This window comes from Brevundimonas aurantiaca, from assembly GCF_014199955.1.
In the GTDB taxonomy this organism is placed as follows: Bacteria; Pseudomonadota; Alphaproteobacteria; order Caulobacterales; family Caulobacteraceae; genus Brevundimonas; species Brevundimonas aurantiaca.
The window spans coordinates 185,093-211,632 of sequence record NZ_JACHOQ010000002.1 but is presented as its reverse complement, the minus strand read 5'-3'; the positions used below and the strand labels follow the sequence as shown (position 1 = coordinate 211,632).

Annotated in this window: 20 protein-coding genes; 11 read left to right on the top strand and 9 right to left on the bottom strand. The window is 66.5% G+C overall.

Annotated elements, in window-relative coordinates; all coding sequences use genetic code 11:
- The 4 genes from GGQ93_RS05080 to kdsA all read right to left on the bottom strand — a co-directional run bounded on the left by GGQ93_RS05080 (position 1) and on the right by kdsA (position 4,028).
- Entirely contained in the window at positions 1-984 is a 984-nt protein-coding gene (locus GGQ93_RS05080; protein WP_054765777.1) for an SPFH domain-containing protein, read from the bottom strand.
- A 77-nt stretch (positions 985-1,061) separates the two neighbouring features.
- Positions 1,062-2,159 (bottom strand): DUF3089 domain-containing protein, encoded by a 1,098-nt coding sequence (locus tag GGQ93_RS05075; protein WP_183215527.1) that lies wholly within the window; start codon positions 2,157-2,159, stop codon positions 1,062-1,064.
- Positions 2,156-3,157 carry an ADP-glyceromanno-heptose 6-epimerase gene (gene rfaD, locus GGQ93_RS05070; RefSeq protein WP_221233571.1) on the bottom strand — a complete coding sequence of 334 codons (1,002 nt, stop codon included), beginning with the start codon at positions 3,155-3,157 and terminating at the stop codon, positions 2,156-2,158. The genes GGQ93_RS05075 and rfaD overlap by 4 nt, the downstream gene beginning before the upstream one ends.
- A gap of 1 nt (position 3,158) precedes the next feature.
- On the bottom strand, positions 3,159-4,028 hold the full coding sequence (kdsA, locus tag GGQ93_RS05065) for a 3-deoxy-8-phosphooctulonate synthase (RefSeq protein ID WP_224764268.1): 870 nt from the start codon (positions 4,026-4,028) through the stop codon (positions 3,159-3,161).
- A gap of 111 nt (positions 4,029-4,139) precedes the next feature.
- On the opposite strand from kdsA, the gene GGQ93_RS05060 reads away from it, so the two are divergent.
- Genes GGQ93_RS05060 through sseA form a run of 3 tightly spaced genes read left to right on the top strand, consistent with a single transcriptional unit; the run spans position 4,140 to position 7,713 of the window.
- The gene (locus GGQ93_RS05060; RefSeq protein WP_183215525.1) at positions 4,140-5,579 is read left to right on the top strand and encodes a cryptochrome/photolyase family protein; all 1,440 of its coding nucleotides are present in this window, start codon (positions 4,140-4,142) and stop codon (positions 5,577-5,579) included.
- Between the two features lie 49 nt (positions 5,580-5,628).
- The gene (locus tag GGQ93_RS05055; protein ID WP_183216077.1) at positions 5,629-6,849 is read left to right on the top strand and encodes a class I SAM-dependent methyltransferase; all 1,221 of its coding nucleotides are present in this window, start codon (positions 5,629-5,631) and stop codon (positions 6,847-6,849) included.
- 15 nt (positions 6,850-6,864) lie between these two features.
- A complete protein-coding gene (gene sseA, locus GGQ93_RS05050) occupies positions 6,865-7,713 on the top strand; it encodes a 3-mercaptopyruvate sulfurtransferase (protein ID WP_183215523.1) in 849 nt (282 codons plus the stop codon).
- 6 nt (positions 7,714-7,719) lie between these two features.
- Here sseA and GGQ93_RS05045 read toward each other — a convergent pair whose 3' ends face one another.
- Positions 7,720-9,048: a dicarboxylate/amino acid:cation symporter gene (locus GGQ93_RS05045; protein WP_183215521.1), complete on the bottom strand. Its 1,329-nt coding sequence runs from the start codon at positions 9,046-9,048 to the stop codon at positions 7,720-7,722.
- 33 nt (positions 9,049-9,081) lie between these two features.
- Positions 9,082-10,179, bottom strand: coding sequence for an amino acid ABC transporter substrate-binding protein (locus GGQ93_RS05040; protein ID WP_260171166.1), 1,098 nt, complete (start codon positions 10,177-10,179; stop codon positions 9,082-9,084).
- Between the two features lie 77 nt (positions 10,180-10,256).
- Between GGQ93_RS05040 and metC the strand changes: the two genes are divergently transcribed.
- The 5 genes from metC (at position 10,257) to rpiA (ending at position 16,955) form a co-directional block, all read left to right on the top strand.
- Complete coding sequence (gene metC, locus GGQ93_RS05035; protein ID WP_183215519.1) at positions 10,257-11,435, top strand: cystathionine beta-lyase; 1,179 nt, start codon at positions 10,257-10,259, stop codon at positions 11,433-11,435.
- 22 nt (positions 11,436-11,457) lie between these two features.
- Complete coding sequence (locus GGQ93_RS16400; protein WP_224764272.1) at positions 11,458-12,807, top strand: O-antigen ligase family protein; 1,350 nt, start codon at positions 11,458-11,460, stop codon at positions 12,805-12,807.
- Positions 12,782-14,833, top strand: coding sequence for a DNA topoisomerase IV subunit B (locus GGQ93_RS05025; protein WP_183215518.1), 2,052 nt, complete (start codon positions 12,782-12,784; stop codon positions 14,831-14,833). The genes GGQ93_RS16400 and GGQ93_RS05025 overlap by 26 nt, the downstream gene beginning before the upstream one ends.
- A gap of 80 nt (positions 14,834-14,913) precedes the next feature.
- Positions 14,914-16,275 carry a bifunctional UDP-N-acetylglucosamine diphosphorylase/glucosamine-1-phosphate N-acetyltransferase GlmU gene (gene glmU / locus GGQ93_RS05020; RefSeq protein WP_183215516.1) on the top strand — a complete coding sequence of 454 codons (1,362 nt, stop codon included), beginning with the start codon at positions 14,914-14,916 and terminating at the stop codon, positions 16,273-16,275.
- Entirely contained in the window at positions 16,272-16,955 is a 684-nt protein-coding gene (rpiA, locus tag GGQ93_RS05015) for a ribose-5-phosphate isomerase RpiA (protein WP_183215515.1), read from the top strand. The genes glmU and rpiA overlap by 4 nt, the downstream gene beginning before the upstream one ends.
- A 5-nt stretch (positions 16,956-16,960) precedes the next feature.
- Here the strand turns inward: rpiA and GGQ93_RS05010 are convergent, their stop codons facing one another.
- Positions 16,961-17,902, bottom strand: a complete 942-nt coding sequence (locus GGQ93_RS05010) for a hypothetical protein (protein ID WP_224764271.1) — start codon at positions 17,900-17,902, stop codon at positions 16,961-16,963.
- A 197-nt stretch (positions 17,903-18,099) separates the two neighbouring features.
- Between GGQ93_RS05010 and gor the strand changes: the two genes are divergently transcribed.
- Positions 18,100-19,482 (top strand): glutathione-disulfide reductase, encoded by a 1,383-nt coding sequence (gene gor, locus GGQ93_RS05005; protein ID WP_183215513.1) that lies wholly within the window; start codon positions 18,100-18,102, stop codon positions 19,480-19,482.
- A gap of 25 nt (positions 19,483-19,507) precedes the next feature.
- Here the strand turns inward: gor and GGQ93_RS05000 are convergent, their stop codons facing one another.
- Positions 19,508-21,097 carry a carboxylesterase/lipase family protein gene (locus GGQ93_RS05000; RefSeq protein WP_224764266.1) on the bottom strand — a complete coding sequence of 530 codons (1,590 nt, stop codon included), beginning with the start codon at positions 21,095-21,097 and terminating at the stop codon, positions 19,508-19,510.
- 114 nt (positions 21,098-21,211) lie between these two features.
- Between GGQ93_RS05000 and GGQ93_RS04995 the strand changes: the two genes are divergently transcribed.
- Both GGQ93_RS04995 and GGQ93_RS04990 read left to right on the top strand, forming a co-directional pair.
- The gene (locus GGQ93_RS04995) at positions 21,212-22,720 is read left to right on the top strand and encodes a PAS domain-containing HWE histidine kinase family protein (RefSeq protein WP_224764265.1); all 1,509 of its coding nucleotides are present in this window, start codon (positions 21,212-21,214) and stop codon (positions 22,718-22,720) included.
- Positions 22,717-23,094: a response regulator gene (locus tag GGQ93_RS04990; protein WP_183215511.1), complete on the top strand. Its 378-nt coding sequence runs from the start codon at positions 22,717-22,719 to the stop codon at positions 23,092-23,094. The genes GGQ93_RS04995 and GGQ93_RS04990 overlap by 4 nt, the downstream gene beginning before the upstream one ends.
- An 8-nt stretch (positions 23,095-23,102) precedes the next feature.
- On the opposite strand, the gene GGQ93_RS04985 is transcribed toward GGQ93_RS04990, so the two are convergent.
- Entirely contained in the window at positions 23,103-26,507 is a 3,405-nt protein-coding gene (locus GGQ93_RS04985) for a class I SAM-dependent DNA methyltransferase (RefSeq protein WP_221233570.1), read from the bottom strand.
- Positions 26,508-26,540 lie beyond the last annotated feature (33 nt).

Below are 26,540 nucleotides of genomic sequence, written 5' to 3'. Positions count from 1 at the left end.
TCAGGCGGTCGGCGGAACCGACGAACGACGTGCGGTCGTCGTTGGCCGAGCAGGCTGCGGCGCGTCCTGCTGCTGAGCCTTGGCCAAGCCGACCATCTCGCCGATGCCGGCGATCGTGCCGACGAGGGCGCCCATTTCCGCCGGAACGATGACGGTCCGCTGCTGAGGGCTGCGGGCCAGGTCGGCGAAGGCCTCGACGTATTTCTGGGCGACGAAATAGTTGATGGCGTTGACGTCCCCTCGGGCGATGGCTTCCGACACCATGGCGGTGGCGCGGGCTTCCGCCTCGGCTTCCCGCTCGCGCGCCTCGGCGTCGCGGAAGGCGGCCTCCTTGCGGCCTTCGGCCTCCAGAATGGCTGCCTGTTTGGCGCCCTCGGCGCGGGCGATGGCGGCCTGTTTCTCGCCGTCGGCTTCGGTCACCACAGCGCGGCGTTCGCGCTCGGCCTTCATCTGACGGGCCATGGCGTTGGTGACGTCGGTCGGCGGGGTCAGGTCCTTGATCTCGATCCTGTTGACCTTGACGCCCCAGGGCTCGGTCGCTGCGTCTATGACGTGCAGCAGGCGGGTGTTGATGCTGTCGCGCTGGCTCAACACCTCGTCCAGCTCCATTGAGCCGACCACAGTTCGCAGATTGGTCATGCACAGTTGAGCGATGGCGTAGGTCAGGTCGTCGACCCGATAGGCGGCGCGGGCGGCGTCCATCACCTGGATGAAGACGATGCCATCCACCCGGACCATGGCGTTGTCCTTGGTGATGACTTCCTGAGTCGGTACGTCAAGAACCTGCTCCATCATGTTCATCCGCTTGCCGATTCGTTCCACGAACGGGGTCAGAAAGCCAATGCCGGGGCTCAAGGTCTTGGTGTATTTTCCGAACCGTTCGACTGTGAATTCGCGCCCTTGGGGCACGATCTTGATCACGCTGAACAGCAGCGAGACGGCGAGGAACAGCAGAACGCCGGCGAAGATGGTGAGCACGTCCATGGGGGTCCTCCTTGAGAACCCCAGGTTACGCCGCGGCAGGCGGCTGCGCCATAAAAACCGGACGCGAGACGACCGTTTCAGCCCGCCCGAGCGGCGTAAACCGCCAGACGCTCCGCAACATCTTCTTCAATATCACCATAGAACAAGTTGTAAGGGCGGGCTTTTCGTCGATCCGCCCAACTCCCTCTTTCCTTGAAGGACTCCAGATCAGGCCAGCTGTGGCGCAGCAATCCGTCGCGGCACTGGGTCTCGACCTCCCGCGCCATCAGGGCCGGCCTTGCGCCCCATTCCAGGCCGGTGGCGTTGGTGGCGCCGCGATGAAGCCGTGCGGGGACGCGCGCTTCGCCCGTTCCGCCCGTCACCGGATTGACGCAGACCGGGCGGCGGCCCGCAAGATCGACGAACTGTCCGCGCTCGTCCCAAACCGTCGCCCGTCGAAGCCGGCGATGCGCGGCCGCATCATCGGGAGCGCCGACTTGAGACCAGGCGACGACGCAGTGGATCTGCCGCCGGTCGGCGCAGGGCGGCGTGTCGGCCGGCAGGTTTTCGACGGCGATGATGGCGTCCATCAGATAGGCCGCGACCATCCGGCTTCTGAGCACGGGATCAGGCGCGATCCGTTCCCGGATCAAACGATCCAGAAGATCGGCCCCCTGCTCCACCCCCGCCAGGACGAAGGGGCCCGTCGGATGGCGACCCAACCAGACGTCGAAGGCGGACAGAATATCGTCATAGGCGAAGGCGCGCGCTTCGCGCGCGTCGTCGCGCAGGGTCAGCCGCGTATAGAGGCTGGCCTGCCTATAGCGGGGCGCGCTGACGGCGCCGGCGCGAGCGAAGGGTCCGGCGTAGTTCGGCAGAACCACGCGCTCCAGATAGGCGTCGGCCTTCTTGTCGCCGATCGCGCCGTTCCAGTCGCGGCCGCCGTCGAAGGTCGTCGAATGGACGAAGAAGACATTGGCCGCGCCGGACCCTTGCACCCGCGCGTCCAGAAGGGCCCAGGCCGAGGGCTGGGCGTAGTCGGGCGCCGGGGGCGGGCGATAGGTCTGAAACGGAATCTGCGGATCAAGGGCGGCGCGCAGAATGTCGCCCCGCCAAACGGCCACCGCCGCCGTCAACAGAAAGACCAGGACAAAGCCGCTGTATCCAATCCATTGACGCAATGTCAGATGTTTCATCGATAAGGGTCTGGCTGAGAAAGGAATTGCTGAACATAGCGCCGCACTCCCTCTTCCAGAGGCGTCGCCTGTCCCTCAAAACCCGCAGCCCGGATGCGATCCATCCGCGCCTGGGTGAAATACTGGTATCGGTCGCGGATGACTTCGGGCATGTCGATATAGGTGATCGCCTCAGGCTTGCCGGCCGCGGCGAAGGTGGCGCGCGCCAGGTCGGCGAAGGAGCGGGCCTGGCCCGAGCCGGCGTTGAAGATCCCCGAAACCTGAGGCGATTGCAGCAGGAACTCGATCACGTCGACCACATCGTCCACATAGACGAAGTCCCTCAGCTGCCCCCCGTCGGCATAGGCGGGATTGTGCGAGCGGAAGAGGCTGACGGTCTCGCCCGCCGCCACCTTGGGCCAGATCTGGGCGACGACCGACTTCATCCCGCCCTTGTGGCCCTCGTTCGGTCCATAGACGTTGAAAAATTTCAGCCCGGCCCATTGCGGCGGCGCCTGGTCCCGGTCCGCCTGTCGAACCGCATATTGGTCGAACAGCAGCTTGGAATAGCCATAGGCGTTCAGGGGCCGCAGCTGCGTCAGGGACAGGGCGTCGTCATCGTCGTTGAACCCCGTCTCGCCGTCGCCGTAGGTGGCGGCGGAGGAGGCGTAAATCAGGCGGACATTGCGGATGGCGCACCAGTCCCACAGATCGCGCGACAGGGTGAAGTTGGTCCGAAGGATCAGGTCCGCGTCGGGCTCGGTCGTCGAGGAGATCGCACCCATATGGACCACGGCCTCGATCCGTTCGGCATGGCGCTCCAGCTGGTCGAACATCTCCTCGGGAGACCAGAAATCCGCGATCGGATGTTTGGCCAGATTCCGCCACTTGCCCAGATCGGCCGTCTCCAGCCGATCACAGACGACGACGTCATAGGCCGTCTCCTCCGTCAGCCGGGCCACGATGTTGGAGCCGATGAAGCCGGCGCCGCCGGTCACCACGATCATCCGGGGCGTCATGTCAGACCTGAGGCGTCTTGGCGCCGATCTGAATGGCCAGATCGTCGAAAGCGATCAGCTGGGCCGCCAGGGCCTCGAACTGATCCAGCGGCACCATGTTCGGGCCGTCCGACGGAGCGTTGTCGGGGTCCGGGTGGGTCTCCATGAAGACCGCGTCCACGCCCACCGAAACGGCGGCGCGGGCCAGAACCGGCACGAACTCGCGCTGACCGCCCGAAGACGTGCCCTGCCCGCCCGGCTGCTGGACGCTATGGGTCGCGTCGAACACGACCGGGCAGCCGATGTCGCGCAGCACCGGAAGCGCCCGCATGTCGCTGACCAGGGTGTTGTAGCCGAAGCTGGCGCCCCGCTCGCAGGCCATGACGTTCGGATTGCCGGCCCCGACCACCTTGGCCACGACGTTCTTCATGTCCCAGGGAGCCAGGAACTGGCCCTTCTTGATGTTGATCGCCTTGCCGGTCGCGGCCGCGGCCAGCAGCAGGTCCGTCTGGCGGCTCAGGAAGGCCGGGATTTGCAGCACGTCGACCACCTCGCCGACGGGTCCGCACTGGGCCTCGGAGTGGACGTCGGTCAAGGTCGGCAGGCCGGTGACCTCGCGGATCTCGGCGAAGATCGGCAGGGAATCCTTCAGACCGATGCCCCGCGCCGCCGTCGCGCTGGTGCGGTTCGCCTTGTCGAAACTGGTCTTGTAGATGATGCCGACCTTCAGCCGCTCGCCGATTTCCTTCAGCGCATGGGCCGTCTCCAGGGCGTGCTGGCGGCTCTCCATCTGGCACGGGCCGGCGATGAAGACGATTCGGGCGCCGCCGCCGATGACGACAGGCGTCCGAAGACCTTCGGACAACGTAATGACGGCGTTGGGTCGGCTCACGGGGCGGCTCTTTCGATAGTCAGGCTTTATGGGCGCGGCCTTTGCCGCATCTATGAGGCCATCAGGTGGCGTGCATTCGCCGCAGACGCAAGTTTTCATGGAGTCGCCTGCGTGGCCGTCAAGCCTGTCGTCCTTTGGTTTCGCCGCGACCTGCGCCTGAACGACAATCCCGCCCTGAACCAGGCCGCCGCGACCGGACGGCCGATTCTGCCGGTCTTCATCCTGGACCGCGACCCGGACCGTCCGGCCGGCGCCGCCTCCCTGTGGTGGCTGGACAAGTCCCTGCGCGCCCTCGACGTTTCGCTGCAGGAGCGCGGCGCCCGGCTGATCCTGCGCCGCGGCGATTCCCTGATCCAGCTCCGCAGCCTGATCGAGGAGACCGGCGCCGACGCCGTCTTCATGAACCGGCTGTTCGAACCCGCCGCCTTCGCCCGCGACGCCGAGATCGCCCATGAGCTGAAGTCGGACGGCGTCGAATGCCGGGGCTTCAACGGGTCGCTCCTGGCGCGGCCCGGCGCCGTGCTGAACGGCTCCGACGCCCCCTACAGGGTCTTCACCCCCTTTATGAAGGCCCTTCTGGCGAGCGCCGAGCCGCCGCCGCACACGACCGGACCGCGCCGGATCGAGACCCCGGCCGAGGTCGCGAGCGAGGCCATGGACGACTGGGCCCTGCACCCGACCCGGCCCGACTGGTCGAAAGGCTTCGACTGGACGCCGGGCGAGGCCGGCGCCGCGGCGGCCCTGTCCGACTTCCTGGCGCGCGGCGCGAAGACCTACGCCGCCGACCGCGACCGCCCCGGCCTGCCGTCCACCAGCCGCCTGTCGCCCCACCTGCACTGGGGCGAGATCAGCCCCTGGCGGGCGGCTCAGCGCGCCCGCGAGGCGGCGTCGGCGGCCGAGGCGGCCAAGTTCGTCTCAGAACTGGGCTGGCGCGACTTCTCGGCCCATCTGCTCCACCATTTCCCGACGATCGTCGACCGCGCCTTCCGCCCGGAATACGAGTCCATGCCCTGGCGAAACGATCCCGAGGGCCTGGAGGCCTGGAAGCGCGGCCGCACCGGCTATCCCTTGGTCGACTCCGGCATGCGTCAACTGTGGACGACCGGCTGGATGCACAACCGGGTGCGGATGGTCGCGGCCTCCTTCCTGGTCAAACATCTGCTGATCGACTGGCGCGAGGGCGAGGCCTGGTTCTGGGACACCCTGGTCGACGCCGACCTGGCCAGCAATGTGCAGAACTGGCAGTGGGTCGCGGGCTCGGGCGCCGACGCCGCCCCCTATTTCCGCATCTTCAATCCCATAGGCCAGGGCGAGAAGTTCGACGCCGACGGCGCCTATGTCCGCCGCTGGGTTCCCGAGCTGCGCCGCCTGCCCGACCGCTGGCTCCACGCGCCATGGACCGCCCCGGCCGAAGTCCTGCGCGACGCCGGATTGCGTCTTGGCAAGGACTATCCCCGCCCTATCTTGGATCATGCCCAGGCGCGCGCCCGCGCCCTCGACGCCTTGAAGACGGTGTCGGGCCGCGACCTGCCCGCCGGCCATGACCGATGACGCCCAGACCGCCGACGCCAAAGCCGACGACGAACAGAGAGGTATCCGCATGACTGTCGCCACCCTGGACATCGAGGCCGCCGCTGCCCGCACCCCGCGCGTCTTCGCCATGCTGCTGCGTCTGCTGGCGTCGAACTGGACCTTCGGCCGGCTGACGGTCCATCTCCCGAACGGCGAAACCCATGTGCTGGAGGGCGCCCGGCCCGGCCCCAGCGGCGTGCTCGAGGTCAAGGACTATCGCTTCGCCCGCCGCGTCCTGGCCGCCGGCGACATCGGCTTCGCCGAGGCCTATATGGCCGGTGAATGGGACAGCCCCCATCTGGCCGCCCTGCTGGAGACCCTGGTCGAGAACTATGACCACATCCGCCGCCTGTTCGACGGCAACTGGCTGATGAAGGCGGTCAACTGGCTGGCCCACCGGCGCAACCGCAACAGCCGGACAGGCTCGAAAAAGAACATCCAGGCCCACTACGACCTGGGCAACGCCTTCTACTCGACCTGGCTGGACCGTTCGATGACCTATTCCTCGGCCCGGTTCGACGGCGCCGACCGGTCGCTGGAGGCCGCCCAGCAGGCCAAATACGCCGCCCTGGCCCGGATGATGGACCTCAAGCCCGGCATGTCGGTGCTGGAGATCGGCTGCGGCTGGGGCGGCTTCGCCGAGTTCGCCGCCCGCGAGATCGGCGCCCAGGTCACCGGCCTGACCATTTCGAAGGAACAGCACGATTTCGCCCGCCGGCGCCTGTTCAACGCCGGCCTCTCGGACCGGGGGACGATCGAACTGACCGACTATCGCGACGTCCAGGGCCGGTTCGACCGCGTCGCCTCCATCGAGATGTTCGAGGCGGTCGGCAAGGAATACTGGCCCGCCTATTTCGGCAAGATCCACGAGGTGCTGAATCCCGGCGGCCGCGCGGGGCTTCAGATCATCACCATCCAGGAGCCCCTGTTCGACGAATACAACGCCCGCACTGACTTCATCCAAAAATACGTCTTCCCCGGCGGCATGCTACCGTCGGAAGAGCGGCTGAAGCCGGTCGTCGCCGCCGCCGGCCTGACCTGGGGCCCCATCGAACGCTTCGGTCTGGACTATGCCGAGACGCTGAAGCTCTGGGACGATCGCTTCCAGGCCGCCTGGTCCGACATCCGGCGCATCACCGGTTTCGACGAGCGGTTCCGCCGGCTGTGGCGCTTCTATCTGGCCTATTGCGAGGCGGGCTTCCGATCGCGGCGGACCGACGTGGTGCAACTGGTGCTGGACCGCGCCTGACATTAGGCTGGGCCCATGACCCAGACCTCGCCCCTCTTTCCCCTGATCTCCACAGAGGATCTCGCCGCCCTGACGGATGATCCGTCGCTGCGCATCCTGGACGCCAGCTGGCATCTGGACGGCCGGGACGGCCGGGCCGAGTTCGCGGTCGAACATATTCCCGGCGCCCGCTTCTTTGATCTGGACGGCGTCTCTGACGGCTCCAGCGGCCTGCCCCACATGCTGCCCTCGCCCGCTGCCTTCGCATCCGCCCTGTCGGACCTGGGGATCGGCGAGGAGGACCGGGTGGTGGTCTATGATTCCGTCGGCCTGTTTTCGGCGGCCCGCGTCCGCTGGATGCTGAAGGTCATGGGCGCCGCCCATGTCCAGGTGCTGGACGGCGGTCTGCCGAAGTGGAAGTCCGAGGGACGCCCCGTCGAAGCCGGGACCCCGCCTCCGCCTTCGCCCGCCCGTTTCACCCCGGATTTCGACGCGGGCGCAGTCGCCGGGCTGGATGATGTGCGCGCCGCACTCGCAGAGGGGATTCAGGTCGCCGACGCCCGTGGTCCCGCCCGCTTCGCCGGCCAGGCGGCGGAACCCCGACCCCGCGTCCGTGCGGGCCATATGCCCGGCGCGATCAACCTGCCCTACGCCGCCCTGATCGACGGCGACGGTCGGCTGAAACAGGGGGCGTCCCTGAATGACGTCCTGGCCGACGCCGGACTGGACCCGGCCCGACCGGTCGTGACGACCTGCGGATCCGGCGTCACGGCCGCAATCATCAGCCTGGCGCTCGAAACCCTCGGGCGGCCGTCGCGCCTGTATGACGGATCATGGGCCGAATGGGGATCTCGAACCGACACCCCCGTCGCCACCGGGGCCTGACGCCGCTCAGGCCAGGATCGGCGGCGAGGCCGGGGTTTCGGTGATCGACTCGACCGGCTCGTCCTTCTCGCCGCGCGAGACGACGGTGGCCAGCACCAGGTCGCCGGTGACGTTCAGCGTCGTGCGGCACATGTCCAGGAAGCGATCGACGCCCAGGATCAGACCGATCCCTTCAGGCGGCACCTTCACCATGACCAGGATCATGGCCACCACGGGCAGTGAGCCGGCCGGAACGCCCGCCGTGCCGATTCCCCCCAGGATGCAAACCAGCATGACGATCACCTGCTGGGTCAGACTCAGCTCAACATTGAAAAACTGGGCCAGGAACAGAACCGTGACGCCTTCGAACAGGGCCGTGCCGTTCTGGTTTGCGGTGGCGCCGACGGTCAGAACGAAGCGGGCGATCTTGCGCGGGAGTTTCAACTCGTGCTCGGCCGCCTTCAGCGACACCGGCAGGGAGGCGTTGGACGAGGCGGTGGAGAAGGCCACCACCATGGGCTCGCGCACCGCCTTGAAGAAGCCGAACGGCGAGCGCCCGCCGAGAATCCAGATGACGAGGGGATAGACCACGAACATATGGATCGCCATGGCCCCGACGGCGACACCGACGAAGGCGGCCAGACGCACCAGCAGATCCCAGCCGAACAGGGCCGCCAGATTGAACATCAGGCAGGCGATGGCGATGGGCGCCAGTTTGATGAAGAGGTTGATCAGCTTCATCGTGACTTCGAGAATGCCTTCGATGACCTGCTGGAGGCGGTCGGTGGCGGGGCTCTTGGCCATGACCAGGCCGATGCCGAAGAAAAGCGCGAAGACCATGAGCGGCAGGATCTGGTTCTCCGCCGCCGCCGTGACCGCGTTGGACGGAACCAGGCCTAGGAAGAAGTCGCCGAGCTGGATGGTCTCCGGCGCATTCTGGACGATCCCGGCCGCGCCGTCGCGGCCTTGCTCCAGCAACTGTTGAGCCATGGCCGGATCGACGCCGCGACCGGGCTGCAACAGATTGACCATCACCAGCCCTATCACCACGGCGATGCCGGACACCAGTATGGTCAGAAGCAGGGTCCTGATCCCCGCCCGGCCAAGGGCGTTCAGATCCCCCATCTCCGCCACCCCGATCACCAGGGCCGAGAACAGCAAGGGGATGACCATCATGAACAGCAGGCGAAGGAAGATCTGCCCAGCCGGGCCGGTGACGTTGTCGGTCAGCCAGACGACCCAGGGCGTGTCGGCGCCGAGGGTCAAATTGACCCACAGGCCGGCGCCCAGGCCGACGGTGAAGCCGATCAGCATCAGCCAGTGGAGCGCCAAGCCCCCGCGTTTGGTCTCAGTCATCTGTCCCCCAGAAAACGATGCAAGTCGTCGCGCTTAACGGATCGGCAATCCATAGATCAAGCCGGGCGGCCGTCCGTTCCACTGTGCGTTCAATCCGCGGGCGAGGTCGAGCGGCGATTGAGAGCCCAGGTTCCGATCGAAGATTTCGCCATAGTTGCCGACTGCGGAAACAGCGTCCTTCGCCCAGGTCTTCGACAGGCCCAGCATGGCGCCGAAATCCCCTTCGGCGCCCAGCAGACGCCGGATGCGCGGGTCTTTTGCGTCTTCGGCTTGGGCTTCGACATTCTCCTGGGTCACGCCCAGTTCTTCGGCCAGGATGACGGCGTTGAGGGTCCAGCGGACCACGTCGGCCCAGCGTTCGTCTCCTGCGCGGACGACTGGTCCCAGCGGCTCCTTGGACACCACGTCTGACAATATCGTGTGCGCCTGGGAATCGGCCAGGACGGCGCGCGCAGCGGCCAGGGCCGAAATGTCGGCGCTCAGGGCGTCGCAGTCCTCGCGGCCATAGGCGTCGCGCGCCGCCTCCTCCGTGGGCAAGACGACAGGCCGGTACGGGATCCCCCGTGACCTGAAGAAGTCGTCGGCGTTGGCCTGGGCGGTCGAGCCGGCCTGGACGCAGACCCGCGCCCCATTCAGCTCAGTCGCGCTGTTCAGGCTGAGTGACCGCCGCACCAGAAAGCCCTGGCCGTCGTAATAGTTGACGCCGGCGAAGACGAAGCCTTCTCCGGCGTCGCGGCTCATGGTCCAGGATGAGTTGCGCCAAAGGACGTCGATCCTGCCCTCATCCAAGGCGGCGAACCGGTCTGAGGCCGACAGGGGCACGAAGCGCACCGCCTCGGCGTCGCCCAGGATCGCCGCCGCCATGGCCCGGCAAAAGTCGGCGTCGAAACCTCGCCATTGCCCGCGATTGTCGGTGTGGGCGAAGCCCACCAGACCCTGATGCACCCCGCAATTGAGCCGCCCGCGGCGCTTGACCGCCACCAGGGTCGGACTTTCGGGACGATCGGTCGTCACCGCCGGCGCCGGGACCGGGGGGGCGTCGTCTTCGGCGGCGCGTCTCGTGTCGTCGCGGCCGCAAGCCGCCGCCGCCAACAGCAGGACCGTCATCGCTCCGATCGCCATGATCCGCATCGCGTTCGTCTCCTCCGCTTGCGCCCGGCCGACTTTAGAGGCCTTTAGACCCTGATCCGCAAGCCATCGGAGAGGCCATGTCGCCGCATTCGGACCGCACCCGCCTGATCTCGTCCGCCACACGCCGGGGGCAGGGCCGCCGTCCGGTCAATCCGCCCGTCGAGCGGGCCTCGACCATGCTCAGCGACCGTGCGGCGGCCATGCGAGATAACGCTGATGGCCCGACCTACGGCCTGGACGGCGGGACGGCCGCGCGCCAGCTGCGGGCCGCCCTGGCCGATCTGGAAGGGGCCGAGGGCGCCTTTATCGTCCCCTCCGGCCTCGCCGCCGTCACCGTGCCTTTGCTGGCCCTGACCCGGCCGGGCGACGAGGTGATCACGACCGACGCCCTCTATGGTCCGTCGCGACGCTTTCTGTCCCGCTACCAGGCCGCGCGTGGCGTCACGTCACGATTTTTGCCGGCCGATGCGGATGCTGAAACGGTGATCGCCGCGATCGGGCCGCGCACCCGCCTGGTCCTGATGGAGTCGCCCGCCTCCCTGACGTTTGAAATGATCGACGTCGAGGCGGTGGCTCGGGCCTGTCGAGAACGCGGCGTTCTCAGCATGATCGACAACACCTGGGGCGCCGGCCTGGCCTTCAAACCCCTGGCCCACGGCGTGGACGTCAGCGTCCAGGCCCTGACCAAATATGTTTCCGGCCATTCCGACGTCCTGATGGGCGGGATCGCCGTCACGGATTCAGCCTGTCGCCGGGCGATCGCAGATACGATCGAAGACCTGGGCTGGCACGTTTCGCCCGACGACGCCTGGCTGGCCCTGCGTGGCCTGCGCACCCTGCCGCTGCGCTACGCCGAGCAGGGTCGGTCGGGTCTGATCATCGCCGAATGGCTGCAGGCCCGGCCCGAGGTGTCCCGCGTCCTTTATCCGCCCCTGCCCGGCTCTGTCGGCCATGAGCTGTGGACACGCGACTTCACCGGCGCCGCCTCCCTGATGGGGGTCGTTCTGAAGGGGGGGACCGAGGCCGCCGGCCAGGCCCTGCTTGATGCCCTCAGCCTGTTCGGCATGGGCTATTCCTGGGGCGGATTCGAAAGCCTGATCACCCACGAAACCCATCAGACGGCCTATCGCGTCTACCCACCCGCCTTGGAGGGGGAGCTGATCCGACTGCATGTGGGGCTGGAAGATCCGTCGGACCTGATTGCGGACCTGGAGCGAGGACTGGCGGCCTTCCGCGCCGTGCTCACCCTTCCTTAAGCGGGCGGCGTCATCCTTGGGCGTGCGCGCCTCGCCTGACCGATTCGATCAGCCGACCGATCCGCCCGCCTGGGAGCAGTGGGCGGCGGGCTTCGTCGTCTTCATGCTGACCGGCGCCCTTTTCGCCCCCGTCTTTGCGCCGGACCAGAGCGAGACCCCCATGCTGCGGTTCCTGTGGCTGCCGGTCTATGCGGTGACGGCGGGGCTGATCGTCTTCCGGTTCGAGCGCGTCATCCGCGCCTGGCCGGCCTGGCTGGCGGTGGGCGCCCTCGTCGGCCTGGCCTATGTGTCGCAGTACTGGTCGATCGATGCGGAGGTGACGGAGCGGCGCGTCATCGCACTGGCGATCAACAGCGCCTTCGCCGTCTATCTGGGCGCCGTCTTTAATGGCTCCGCCCTGCCCCGCCTGTTGATGCGCGCGGGCCTGGTGATGGCGATCGGCAGCCTGATCATGGTCTTCCTGTTTCCTCGGATCGGAGTGCACCAACTGGACAACGCCGGCCTGTGGCGCGGGCTCTGGTACGAAAAGAACCAGATGGGCCTGGTCATGGTGGTCGGCGCCGTCTCGGCCGCCGCCGTTCTTGTCGCCGATCATCTGGCTGACAATGGCCGCAAACCCTGGATCGCCCTCCTGACCCTGGCCCTTACCACGCTTCTGGTGGTCGCCACCCAGTCCAAGACCTCCCTGCTGTGCCTGATCCTGGGGGTCGGCATGGTCGGCGGCTGGTGGGTGCTTCGCCAAGGCGGAGCCGCCGTCACCGTGGTTGCGGTCTGGTTGGGGGTCGTCATGGCGGCCGGCGGCGCCTGGCTTTGGAACACACAGTCCGCCGTCATCCTCGAAGCCCTGGGCAAGGATCCCTCCCTGACCGGCCGGACCCTGATTTGGGAGGCGTTGATGCGCAAGGTGGCCGACCGTCCCTGGACCGGCTACGGTTTCAGCGCCTTCTGGGGCGTGGACTCCATCCCCGCGCGCGCGGTCCGAATAGAGACCCAATGGCCGGTTCCCTCGGCCCACAACGGCTGGATCGACCTTCTGGTCCAGCTGGGCTGGCCCGGCGCCGTCCTGGTGGGTTTGGTCATGGCCGTTTCGGCGGTGATGATTCTGGCCCGGCTGAACGGAATGGGCGCGCGCGAGGGTTTCTGGAGCCTGGGCTATATGACGGGCTTCTTCGTCCTGAGCCTTTCGGAGAGCGTGCTTCTGACCCACGCCAACCTGCCCTGGGTGCTGATGCTGGCGATTCTGAGCCGCGCCGTGACCTTCGATCCGCTTCCGGTGCGACCGCCGCTTGCCCGACCGGCTTCACGGGCCTACCAGAACCGGCCCCGAATCGCCTCAGACTATGTGAATGGCCGCCGATCTCTTCGCTTTTGACGACACGCCCCAGCCTCCGAAGCCGGAGGCGCCCAAGCCTGTCCCGACGCCGGGCGCTGCGGCGGCGCCCGCACCGACCCCGGCCGCTGCGGTCCCCGGCGGCTATTCCGCCTCCTCGATCGAGGTGCTGGAAGGCCTGGAGCCCGTCCGCAAACGCCCCGGCATGTATATCGGCGGCACCGACGAACGCGCCCTGCACCACCTGTTCGCCGAAGTCCTCGACAACGCCATGGACGAGGCGGTGGCCCGCCACGCCCGGCTGATCAGCGTCGATCTGGACGCCGAAGGCTATCTGTCCGTCCGCGACGACGGCCGCGGCATCCCCGTCGACCCGCACCCCAAACACCCCGGCAAGTCGGCGCTGGAGGTGGTCATGACCGTCCTCCACTCGGGCGGCAAATTCTCGGGCAAGGCCTATGAGACCTCGGGCGGCCTGCACGGCGTCGGCGTCTCGGTCGTCAACGCCCTCAGCGAAAGCGTCGAGGTCACGGTCTGGCGCGACGGTTTTGAGTGGAGGCAGGCCTTCTCGCGCGGCCATGTCCTGGCTCCGATCCAGCAGGTCGGCCCGTCCAAGAAGCGCGGCACCCTGATCCGCTTCAAGCCGGACGAGCAGATCTTCGGCGTCGGCGCGGCCTTCAAGCCCGCCCGCCTGTTCCGTATGGCGCGCTCCAAGGCCTATCTGTTCCGCGGCGTCGAGATCAAATGGACCTGCGCCCCCGAACGGATCACCGACGCCACCCCGGCACAGGCCCTGCTCCACTTCCCCGGCGGCCTGGCCGACGCCTTGGCCGATCGCATCGGTGAGCTGGAAACCGTCACCCCCACCTTCGCCGGCCGCGCCGAGCGTCAGGGCGAGGCGGGCGCCTTCGAATGGGCGGTCACCTGGTCGCCCGCCGGTTTCGGCGAGGCGGACGGCTTCATCCAGTCCTACTGCAACACCGTCTCCACCCCCGACGGCGGCACCCACGAGGCCGGCTTCCGGGCGGCCCTGGTCAAGGGGCTCAAGGCCTATGGCGAACTGACCAATGAGAAACGCGCCGCCATCATCACGGCCGAGGACGTCATCGCCAACGCCGGCGCCCTGATCAGCGTCTTCATCCGCAATCCCGAGTTCCAGGGCCAGACCAAGGACCGTCTGTCCTCGCCCGAGGGGGCGCGGATCGTCGAACAGCTGCTGCGCGACCCGCTGGACCACTGGCTGACCGAAAGCCCCAAACAGGCCAACGCCCTGCTCGGCTTCGTCATCGACCGGGCCGAAGACCGGCTGCGCCGCCGCAAGGACAAGGAGGTCCAGCGCGCCGCCGCCACCCGCAAGCTGCGCCTGCCCGGTAAACTCTCCGACTGCTCGCGTCAGGCCGCCGAGGGCACCGAACTCTTCATCGTCGAAGGCGATTCAGCCGGCGGCTCGGCCAAACAGGCGCGCGACCGCACCACCCAGGCCATCCTGCCCCTGCGCGGCAAAATCCTGAACGTCGCGTCGGCCACGGCGGACAAGCTGCGCCAGAACGTCGAACTGTCCGATCTGGCCCTGGCGCTCGGCGTCCAGCCCGGCAATCGGTTCAACATCGACGATCTCCGCTATGAGCGGATCATCATCATGACCGACGCCGACGTCGACGGCGCCCATATCGCGGCCCTGCTGATCACCTTCTTCTACCGCGTCATGCCCGAGACGATCCGTCAGGGCCGGGTCTTCATGGCCTTGCCGCCGCTGTACCGGATCTCCGCCGGCCCCTTGAGCGAATACGCCCGCGACGACGTCCACCGCGACGAGCTTCTGGCCACCGTCTTCAAGGGCAAGAAGACCGAGATCGGCCGGTTCAAGGGCCTGGGCGAAATGATGGCCTCCCAGCTGAAGGAGACCACCATGGACCCGAAGAAGCGCACCCTGGCCCGGATCACAGTGCCGGACGCCGAGGCGAGTATCGAGGATCTGGTCGAACGGCTGATGGGCAAGCGGGCTGAGGCCCGTTTCCAGTTCATCCAGGAAAACGCCCAGTTCGTTAAGGAAGAGCTGGACGTCTGATCCCGCCTGCCACGCCCCGTGACGCCCGGACCCAGGCGCGCTAGAGGGCGACAGACCAAGACCGACAGCCGGATCGATCCATGACCCAGACGCCGCCCCGCGCCGCCATCATCCTCGCCGCCGGCCAGGGCACGCGGATGAAATCGCCCCTGCCCAAGGTGCTGCATCCGGTCGGCGGGCGCGCCATGCTGGATCACGCCATTGACGCCGCCGAGGCCCTAGGCTGCGAGCGGGTGGTCGTGGTGGTGGGCGAGCATTCGCCGGAGGTCCGGGCCCACGTCGTCAACCGCTTAGGCGAGGCTGCGATCGCTGTCCAGGACCCGCCCCTGGGCACCGGTCACGCCGTGCGCGCCGCCGAACAGGCTCTGGCCGGGTTCGAAGGAGACGTGGTCGTCACCTATGGCGACGTCCCCCTGCTGAAGGCCGCCGACATCGCGCCTGTCTTCGGCGCGTCGGGGGTCACCGTGATCGGTTTCGAAGCCCGCGACCCGGGCGCCTACGGCCGTTTAATCCTCGAGGGCGACATCCTGACCGCCATCACGGAGGCCAAGGAGGCCTCGCCCGAGGTGCTGGCCGTCACGGCCTGCAACTCGGGCGTCATGGCCGCGCCGGCCGCCCTGCTTTTTTCCCTGTTGGCCCAGGTCCGCAACGATAACGCCAAGGGCGAATACTATCTGACTGACGTCGTCGAACTGGCGCGCAAGGCCGGCCATCCCACCCGCGCCGTCTTCGCCGATGAGGACGCGGTCATGGGGGTCAACGCCCAGGCGGAACTGGCCCAGGCCGAGGCCCTGTTCCAAAAGGTTCAGCGCGAGACCTTCTTAGCCGCCGGCGTGACCATGAGCGCGCCGGACACCGTCCACTTCGCCTGGGACACCCAGGTCGGAGGCGGAACGGTCATCGAACCCTATGTGGTCTTCGGGCCGGGCGCCGTGATCGAGGGCGGGGCGCGCATCCGCAGCTTCAGCCATATCGAGGGCGCGCGCGTGGCGGCCGGGGCGGAGGTGGGCCCCTACGCCCGGCTGCGGCCAGGCGCGGACCTGGGCAGGGGCGCCAAGGTCGGCAACTTCGTCGAGGTCAAGAACGTCCTTATGGCCGAGGGCGCCAAGGCCAATCACCTGGCCTATCTGGGCGATGGATCGGTCGGCGCCGGCGCCAACATCGGGGCGGGAACCATCTTCTGCAACTATGACGGCTTCAACAAGGCGCAGACCGAGGTCGGGGCCGGCGCCTTCGTCGGCTCCAATTCCAGTCTCGTCGCCCCCGTGACGGTCGGCGCGGGCGCCCTGGTCGCCTCCGGCTCCGTCATCACCGAGGACGTGCCGGCCGACGCCCTCGCCTTCGGCCGGGCCCGCCAGACGAACAAGCCGCAAGCCGCCGCCGACTTCCGTGAAAAGGCCAAGGCGAAGAAGGAGGCGGCCAAGGCCGCTAAGCTGAAATGAGCGATCTGCAAAAGAAGAACGCGGGCGAAGCCGCCGCCCAGCATGTCGAGCCCGGCATGGTGGTGGGCCTGGGGACCGGCTCGACGGCCGCCTGGTTCGTCAAGGCTCTGGCCGCCCGCAATCTGTCCGGTCTGCGGTGCGTCCCCACATCCGAAAAGACCGCCGACCTGGCGCGCGATCTGGGACTGACCCTATCGACGCTGGAAGACACGCCGCGCATCGACCTGACCGTCGACGGCGCGGACGAGGTCGGTCCCGGCTTGGCCCTGATCAAGGGGGGCGGGGCCGCCCTGTTGCGTGAGAAACTGGTGTGGGAGGCCTCCAGCCGCTGCATCGTCATCGCCGACGCCGCCAAGGTGGTTCCGGTGCTCGGCGCCTTTCCCCTGCCGATCGAGGTCGTCGCCTTCGGGCACAAGACCACGGCCAATCGTATCGCCGACGTCCTGGTCGATCATGAGATCCATGCGCCGGCGCGCGTGCGCCAGGCGGATCGCGGTCTGGTTCGCACCGACGGCGGCAATCTGATCTATGACGCGGCCTGCAAGGCCATCCACGACCCGGTCCGTTTAGCCGACGACCTGAAGCTGATCACCGGCGTGGTCGAACACGGCCTGTTCCTCGACCTGGCGGACTTGGCGATCATAGGGATGGATGACGGAGTCTACACGATTCAGCCTTAAGGCGACTATTTCTCTTCCTCATTCTTGAGCAAGACGTGCTCGCGGCGGATTGCATCTACGATTTCAGAACGCGCCACTCGCGTGCTGACGTGGCCGCGCTCTGCCGCATAGAGCCCCGCCAAATAGGCCTTGTCCCAATCAGTCAGAGATTCCGCGTCTGCGGGTTGAGTGAAGATATTCAGGATGGATGCATAAGCACTGGTGTCCGAATCGGGATCGATTTGGGCGAACGTGACCATGGCGACGTAATCCGCTAACTGCTGTATTGTGACGTTGGCCACTTGGTCGACATCGATGATTACAATCGTACGAAAAATGTCATCAACGATTTGGGAGTTCAGCCGCGACGCTGCGAATACAGGAACCACCGGCGCCATCTCGAATCCCTTAATGCAGGATCCAGAACAGTCTCCGGGAATACGGACGGCGCGCATGCCCGTGTCTGAATCGACCGGCATGGATACATTCCACCAACGGACCGGACGATCTGAAGCCCGAAACCGCCGCAGGGACTCCCTGCCTCTGTCCATTCCGGAACCGCCGATTCTAAACGTTCTAGGGCTCTCTTCAACCATAGCGTTCGCTGTTGCTGCGCCGTCTGATGTCGCCACGACCAGAGCATTGGGCGTGCAACCGGGCTTTCCAGCCTTCAGGCCCAAATCGTCCGCTATCTCTGATACGCGATCTACGATATACTGTGCAGGTTCGCGTTGCAGATTGGCGACGCCCACACACACAGGATCGCGCCATCGCGCCAGGCCCCGCCCATTGTTCGGCGCCGCAACCTCCCTCACAAAGTCGCTGATCATGCTGTCTAGAGGGCGACCGACAACTTCGACATCTTCAAGTCTGACCGCAGCAGAAGATGAAGAAGGCGTCTCAACACGTAGCTGGTCATCGCCCGATTGCGGAAAAATTACAGCCGCTGTCAAAAGGAGCCCAATCATACCCGCCACCCATTAAGTCCTGACAGCACACTGTTCGACCGCACACCCGAAGTCAACCTTTTGGCCATGTCTATGCAACCTTTTCGTGCTCTATTGACCTTAGCTTGTCTCGCTAGAACAACGTACTTATGTCAGTGGTCCGCCTGGGCTGCGGCGCGTGCCGGCTCTGTCACTGCGGCTGTGTTTCGGAGCGCTCCATGGCTGATTACGACTACGACCTCTTCGTCATCGGCGCCGGCTCCGGGGGCGTGCGTGCAGCGCGGCTGACCGCCCTGGACGGAAAGCGGGTCGCGGTGGCCGAGGAATACCGGGTCGGCGGCACCTGCGTCATCCGAGGATGCGTGCCCAAGAAGTTCATGGTCATGGCCTCCGAAGTCAGCCATGCGTTGCAGATCGCTGAGGGCTACGGCTGGTCGTTCGACCAGGCCCGGTTCGACTGGCCGACCTTTCTCGAAGCCAAGGACGTCGAAATCGCGCGTCTTTCGGGCATCTACGCCGCCAATCTGGGTAAGGCAGGCGTTGAGCTGGTCCATGGTCGGGCTGTGTTGAAAGACGCCCATACGGTCGAAATCGTCGGAAAGGATCAGGTTTTCACCGCTGAAAAGATACTGATCGCCACCGGCGGCCGCCCATGGAAGCCGGACGGCCTGACCGGGATCGAGCACGCCATCACCTCGGAAGAGGCCTTCCACCTGCCCGAACTGCCCAAGCGCATCCTGATTGCGGGCGGCGGCTATATTGCGGTGGAGTTTGCGGGAATTTTCGCCGGCCTGGGCGTCGAGACGACCCTGATCTATCGCGGGCCGAATATCCTGCGCGGCTTCGACGACGATGTGCGCGCCCATCTGGCCGGCGAGATCGAAAAGCGCGGCGTCAAGGTGATCCTGGGCTGCCAGCACGAGAAGATCGAGAAGACGCCCACCGGACTGATCAACCACCTCGAAAACGGCATGAAGCTGGAAACGGATGTGGTCATGTTCGCCACCGGCCGGGTTCCGCATGTGAAGGGCTTGGGGCTGGAAGCCGCAGGGGTCGAGCTCAACGAGGCCGGGGCGATCAAGGTGGACCGCTGGTCAAGGACGACGGCCGAAAACATCTGGGCCATCGGCGACGTCACCGACCGGATGAACCTGACTCCGGTGGCTATTCGCGAAGCGGTGGCCTTTCACCAGACCGTCTTCCGCGACAATCCCCAGCACTTCGACTATGAGGCCGTGGCGACGGCGGTGTTCAGCCAGCCGCCCGTCGGCGTGGTCGGCCTGTCGGAGGCCGAGGCGCGCCGGTCTTGTTCGGCCGGCGTCGATGTCTATGTCACCCGCTTCAGGCCGATGAAATACGCCTTCACCGGCTCAGAGGAGCGGGTTCTGATGAAGCTGGTCGTCGATGCCGACAGCCAAAGGGTGGTCGGCGTCCATATCGTCGGGCCGGACAGTCCGGAGATGATTCAGCTCGCCGCCATCGCCGTTAAGGCCGGCCTCACCAAGGCGCAATGGGATGCGACCTGCGCCGTCCACCCCACCATGGCGGAGGAGTTGGTGACCTTGAAGGAAAAGCAGTCCAGCAGCACCTCGGCGGGCTGAACCTTCCGCAATTCAGGCCGGGCCCTCAGTGTTGATAGGGCCTAGCCGCATCTTCATCCGGCCGAAGCGCACGAGGACGCCCGCGCGGGCGCTCACGGAACTGTTCGATCAGGTCCAGACGCCCCGCGTCCGGGGTCGGAACGGCGACGGGACCGTCGTTCCGAAGCAGCAGCAGCGTCGGATTACCTTTTCCGGCCGCCATCGGCCAGTCGGGCCGGCCTACTCCGTTCGGATCGCCGGAGCGGGCGAAGCTGGTCCAATAGCCCATCATGGCCTGGGAGGCGGCCTGATCCACCGGCCGCACCGGATAGGGCAGAAGCGACAACGTTCCGAAGACATAGGGCCGCTCGATCGCATGGGTGGCGCCGCCGTGCGGTTCGGGATTGTCCGGCGAGGAAATGTCGAACCGATAGAGATAGGCGGGTCGTCCCGCAGCGGCGTGCAGCCGCGCCAGCAGCCGTGCGGGTTCGGAGAATACGGCGTCGGTGATGAAACCGCGGTCAAACCCGGCCTCTCCGCCATAGGCCTGGGTGATCTGGGCACGTTCCAGCCAGGTCATGTCGTCGTCGATCATGCCGTAGCCGTTGCGGTCGGTGGGCTTCATCCACCAGAATTCGGCGCTGTTGGTCCCGATGATCAAGGGCGCCGACGACTGCCGCCCGGCGCGGAAGGCCGCCTCGACGGTCGAAGGCAAGATCCTGCCGTCGATCAGGGTCAGGTCGCCGTTGGCGAAGACCGGCGCAGGCGTCAGCAGCAGTTCGACCGGCGCCGACCGCAGATCGGCCGCCGTCATCAGATTATGGCCGTGCGCCCAAACCTCGCCCCTCTCGCGGGCGGACGGCAGGTCAAAGGCGCCGCGTCGGTCCAGGGGCGTCTGCAACTCACGCCCGAGTCCGGACTGAACGACGGCCCGGGCGAACAGATCACGCGCCGGAGGCGAGATCATCAGACGGGTCACCATGGCGCCGCCGGCGGATTCCCCGAATATGGTGACGTTGTCGGGGTCGCCGCCGAAGACGGCGATATTGGCCTTTACCCATCTCAGGGCGGCGATCACGTCCATGACGCCATAGTTGCCCGCCGGCTCATCGGCCGGCCGTTCGGCCGCCAGGGCGGGGTGATCAAAGAAGCCCAGCCGTCCCAGGCGATAGTTGAGCGTGACCACCACCATGCCCTGACGCGCCAGGTGCGACCCGTCATAGAGCGCGGCCGTGCCCGAGCCGTTCACCAGTCCGCCGCCGTGGATCCACACCATCACCGGCGCCGGCGCGGACGTATCGAGGGGGCGCCAGACGTTCAGGTTCAGGCAGTCCTCGCTCATCGGCAGGGGGCCGACGCCGGGATCGCCCTGCGGCGTGGCCTGAATGCAGATGGGGCCATAGGTCGAAGCGTCGCGACGGCCTTCCCATCGCGGGGCCGTCCCGGGCGGCCGCCACCGCATCTCTGCGACCGGCGGGGCGGCGTAGGGAATGTTCTTGAAGGCGGCGACTTCCCCCTCCGCCACACCTGTCAGCTCGCCCTGATCGATCCGCACCAGAGGCGGATCGTCGGCGGGCCGGTCTGTGGGTTGAGCGATCATCAGGGAGAGGGTGGCCAAGGCGCCGGCGATTGTCATGTCCCGTCCTTAGCAAATTCCCTCGACGGGCCAATGACGATCCGAAAATGATTTGTGCTGGCGTGAACCTTTTCGTCAGGTCGGCGTTTAGGCCCGGTTCGACTGGGGCGTGGCTTGACTGAACTTCTGACACAGGGCGCGTCGATCGCCGATTTGGCGACCGCGTTTGCGGCTTCGCCCAATCCCTATCTGTTGCTCACCCCGGATTTGCGGATCTTCGACGTCAATCAGGCCTATCTGGACGTCACCCGTTCGCATAGGCCCGATCTCCTGGGTCGGCCGCTGTTTCAGGCTTTCGATTCCGGACCGGGGCAGGAGGCGCCCGAAAACGTCCGGCAGGTCAGGGCCTCACTTGAAAAGGCGCGCGACACCCGACAGCGCGACCATCTGGCCCTCGTCCGCTATTCGCTCCCCCGACGCCTGGATGGTTGCCGGGAGGTGTTCGAGGAGCGGATCTGGAGCGCCACCCATACGCCGCTGCTCGACGCCGAGGGCGAGGTCGTCCTTCTGCTTCAGCACACGATGGATATCACGGACCTGTTCCCGGCCGCCCCGCCCGACGAACCGACCACGGCCCTCGATGCGATCGTCGGCGGTTCCGTTCTGCGGCGCGCCCAGTCGGTGCAGGAGGACAACCGTCGCCTGGAGAAGGAACGCAACCGCCTGGTCGAGATGTTCATGCAGGCGCCGGGCTTCGTCGCCATTCTGTCCGGGCCGGACCACTGTTTTCAAATGTACAACGCCGCCTATGGGCAGTTGATCGGCCACCGCGACATCGCCGGCAAGCCGATCCGAGAGGCGCTGCCTGAGCTAGCCGGCCAGGGGTACTACGAGTTTCTCGATTCCGTCTTTGCTACAGGCGAAGCCTATGAGGGGCGCGAAAGCCTGGCGCAACTTCAGCGGCGGCCCGGAGCGCCGCTGGAAAACCACTATCTCGACTTCATCTATCAGCCCATTCGGGACGAGGCCGGCCAGGTGGTCGGCATCTTCGTACAGGGTCACGACGTGACCGAGAACGTCCTGGCCGCCCGCCGTCAGAAGTCGATGATCGACGAGCTGAACCACAGGGTGAAAAACACCCTGGCGACGGTCCAGTCCATCGCGATCCAGACGGCGCGGTCCCACCGCGACCCCTCCACCTTCGCCCAGGCCTTCCAGGCGCGAATCCTGGCCCTCTCCCACACCCACGATCTTCTGACGCGGACCCATTGGGAGGGCGCCGATCTGCGCGCCATTCTGGAACACGAGACCGAGGCGTTCGGTCCGACGCGCTTCCACCTGAACGGTCCCGCCGTCGCCCTGGCGCCGGCGACAGCCCTGTCTCTGGGCATGATCTTCCATGAGCTGGCGACGAACGCCAGCAAATACGGCGCCCTGTCCACGCCCCACGGACGGGTTCTGGTCGACTGGGGCGTGGCGGATCAGACTGCGCCGAAATTAAAGCTGTCCTGGCGAGAGCTGGACGGGCCGAAAGTTACGCCACCGGACACAAGAGGCTTTGGTAGCCGATTGATTGAACGAAACATTCGCCACGATCTGGCGGGTGAGATCGATCTGGTTTACGGCAAAGACGGATTGATTGCGGAACTCATGGTTCCCCTCGACAGGACACCCGCCCTATGAACCAGCCGCTGAGTGGACGCCGTGTCTTGGTTGTGGAGGACGAGTCCCTCGTCGCCATGTTGCTCGAGACCATTCTGGAAGACATGGAGTGCGTGCCCATCGGCCCCGCGTCCAATATCGACGACGGCGAGACCCTGGCCCGCGACACGGTCGAGCTGGACGCGGCCCTGTTGGACGTCAATGTCGCCGGCCGCCAGGTCTTCCCCGTAGCGGAGGCCCTGAAAGCCCGCGGCGTCCCCTTCGTCTTCTCGACCGGCTATGGCGAAGGCGGTCTTCCGGACGAATGGCGCGGGTCGCCGACCATCCAGAAGCCCTTCACAGAGGCGGCGGTGCGCGACGCCTTGCTGAAGGCCATGGGCGTAGCCGAGGTCTGATTCGGGTTTCAAGCTCGATGGGGGGCGAACCAGCCTGTCTCCGAATGTTGAACCGCCCCGGAAACGGCCAAGACCGCCAGCGTATGTTTGATCGTGCGGGTCTTGCGCCGTCCGCCGCCTTCAAACGCCGCCGCCAGATGCTCAGGCTGCATGGGGACGCCGGCGCGTCTCAGACGGAACAGCAGGGCTGAGGCCAAGGGGCCCGGCTCCTCCGGAAGCTGCGGTCGGCTGGGCGGCGAGACCAGGACCGCCTCGGTCTGAACGGGTTGGGGCGTGATGATCCGCACCTTCTCGCTCTGATAGGCGGGACGGACGAAGCGCACCCGTCCCTGCGCCTCCTCCTCCGCCCTCCTCCGATTCAACTGCGTCAATCCCGACACGATCGTCGCCTCATCCGCATCGGCCGGCCAGCCGTAGGCCTTGCCCGCCCGCTCATCCAGCCGGCGATGAAGATGATCGAGGATGCCGATGCGGCCGCGGTCATGTCTGTCCCGTTCGGATGCGTCGAGGGGACGGGGATCGGCCGCGCGGGCCCTCGCATTATAAAGCGCTGTCATGGTGAGGTCGGGATTCTCAGCCAGGACACGCGCCCGCGTCTGGTCCAATTCCTCCCCCAGGGCCGCCAGTTCAGCCGCCTGGGCCGGCTCCAGCTCGGGAAAGGGAAAGCGGTCGAAACAGACGCCTTTCACATAGACGGCCTCGCGCTGATATTCCCCGATCCTTCCACCGTTCGCGGCGAACCAGGCCCTATGGACGCGGGACGACAGCACCGCCAGCACGGCCGGATCGTCACTGGCGATGACGACGAGCTTGTTGTCGGGCAGGACGTCCTTGTCCAGAAAGCGGAACCAGCGGTGTTTGGCGGTCTCGACAGTCACAATATAGCGATCAAGACCCGTCAGGGCCGCGCGAAGCTCGCGGCGCGGCTCGCCGAAGAGCCACCAGCTGTCCCTGTAGGCGGCGCGGTTGTTGCGCTCCCGTTCGGGCTTCACCGTCTCAAGCAGATGCTGATAGATCAGAGGATGGCGACGCCGCACGTCGGCCTCGTCCCATCCGAACAGGTCGATCACCTCAAGATTGCGACTGCGATCAGCCAGGTCGCGACCATTCCGATAGGCGCGGATCGGCGACGGCGCTCCGACCTCTGAACCGCCCAGCAGGGCGCGTCCCTGCTCCGGCGTCACCAGGAATCCGGCGCCCATCAGCTGGACGCCGCGATAGGCCAGGTGCGCATTGGACCTCAGATCGACCGCCCCGCCCAGACCCTGGTCGATCATCAGGTCCGCGCCGATGACCCCTCGCCTTTCCTGAAAGGTCAGACGGGGAAGATCGGTGTCGAGGGCGGCCTCGTCGGTCACGCCCAGCCACCGGCCCTGGCCGTCCGCCTCCCCCCTTTCCGCCACCGACATGGCGATGCGGACGTCGGCGCGGCCGACGCCGACGACCCACGGATGGTCAGGGATGGCGAATACCAATCGAACCGCCGGGCGGCGGTTGAGATGATGCGCGATGACACGGCGCGAAAAGGTCTGGGTGACGGAATTGGTGGTGATGAAGCCGAAGCGGCGCAGGATTGAGCCCGGCCGGGTCAGAATCTCGGCCGCACGATCCCACCAGACGGTCACCAGATCGGCGGAGCGAAACCGACCGCCGCGCACCTGGTCCAGGGCGGCCACATAGCCGTCGCCGAAGGCCGCACGCAGATCCTTGCCGCCCATGAACGGCGGATTGCCGATGATGAAATGCGCCTCCGGCCAGGGCGTCGGCCGTGGATCGACATAGTGTTCGACCGCACGATCCCCGCCCGTTTCGCCCAGCCGCCCAGCGATCCGCGAACAACTGACCAGGGCGTCGGCATGAACGACCCGGCGAAAGTCCTTCAAAATCGGTTCAGAGGGGGCGGCGTCGCCGAACAGGCGAAAATGCCATTGCAGATGGCCGATCCACATCACCATCTCGGCGATCCAGGCGGCGTAGGCGTTCTTTTCCAACCCATGGAATTGTTCGGGACTGACGACATGGCCGTCCAGACCCAGGCGGCCCTGCTCCTCCCCCATTTCCGCCAGAACGCCCAGAACCTCTCCCTCAAGCGCCTTCATCATATGCATGGCGACATAGAGGAAGTTCCCCGTCCCACAGGCCGGATCCAGCACACGCACCCGGCAAAGCTGATCGTGAAAGGTGCGGATCATCCGCCTTGCGCCCTGGACGTCGCCTTCGAGATAGAGCCCCAGGGCCTGAGCCTCGACCGCCTCCCAGTCCGCTCTCAGGGGCTCCATGATGGTCGGCTCGATCAAGCGTTCGACATAGGCCCTGGGGGTGTAGTGCGCCCCCAGTTCCGCGCGCTCTTGCGGGTCCAGGGCCTGTTCCAAAAGAGCGCCGAATATGGCCGGCTCGACCAGAGCCCAGTCGCACCGCGCCGCCGCGATCAGGGCCTCAAGCTCCTCTTCCGTGATCGGCAAGGGGACGGCGGAGCGGAACAGGCCGCCGTTGAAGCGGCGAAGACGCTGCTGAATCGCCAGACAATGCCCGCCCTGATCCATAAGGCCGAAGAAGACCCGCGCCCCTTCGTGGAACCGATCCGCCTTGCCCCGATAGGCTTCGAGAAACCGCAGAAAACCCCGCTCCTCGATCAGGCCGACGCTGTCGGCGAACATGGCGAAGATGCACTGCATCACGAAGAGGGCGGTCTGGTTGGCGCGCGCCGCCCGCTGAACCCGGTCCTCGCCCGCCGCCGATCGTCTCTGGCCGATCGAGCGCACCAGCCAGGCCAGACGTCGGGCGATGTCCGTCGTCGCCTCGGCGACCGCGGCGGCGGGGTCCAAGGACAGGGGGTCGAGCCAGATCCGGCGCAGCCGGTCACGGACCTCGGGCGCGCGAAGATGCTCCAGCTCGATGCGGTAAGTGGCGCGATCCGGGAAAGGGATATAGGCCTTCCCCTGACGATCGAAATCCGACCAGACCTCGATGCACCGGCCCACGTCGACGATGATCAGGAAGGGCGGCCATTCATCCAGCGCCTTGGCGTAGTTCTCGGCCTGGCGCTTCGCCGCGCGCATCAGGCGATCCACCGCCTCGGGCGAAGGTGCGCGGGGCCTGGCGCTGGGTTTGAGGAAAAGCGACAGTTGGACCGCCGGATCAAGGGGGCCGCCGTCGCGCCGCTTTGACGACTGTTTGGCCTCCAGCACGAAACAGCCGCGCTTGGCGCAGTCGATCCAGCCCTGGGTCGCGCGGCCGTCGTCATGCCGGAAGCGGACCGGCCGCTCGAAACAATAGTCCAGGTCGCCGGTTCGCTCGTCATCGGGCGCCGGGACCCCGATCAGACGGCACAGCTGAATGATGAAGGTCTGATAATGCGACCGTTCCCCGATCGGGGCCTGGGCCCAATGCGCGATAAAGGCGTCGACATCCACAGATTGCTCCCCGGCTATGGAAGCAACCTATAG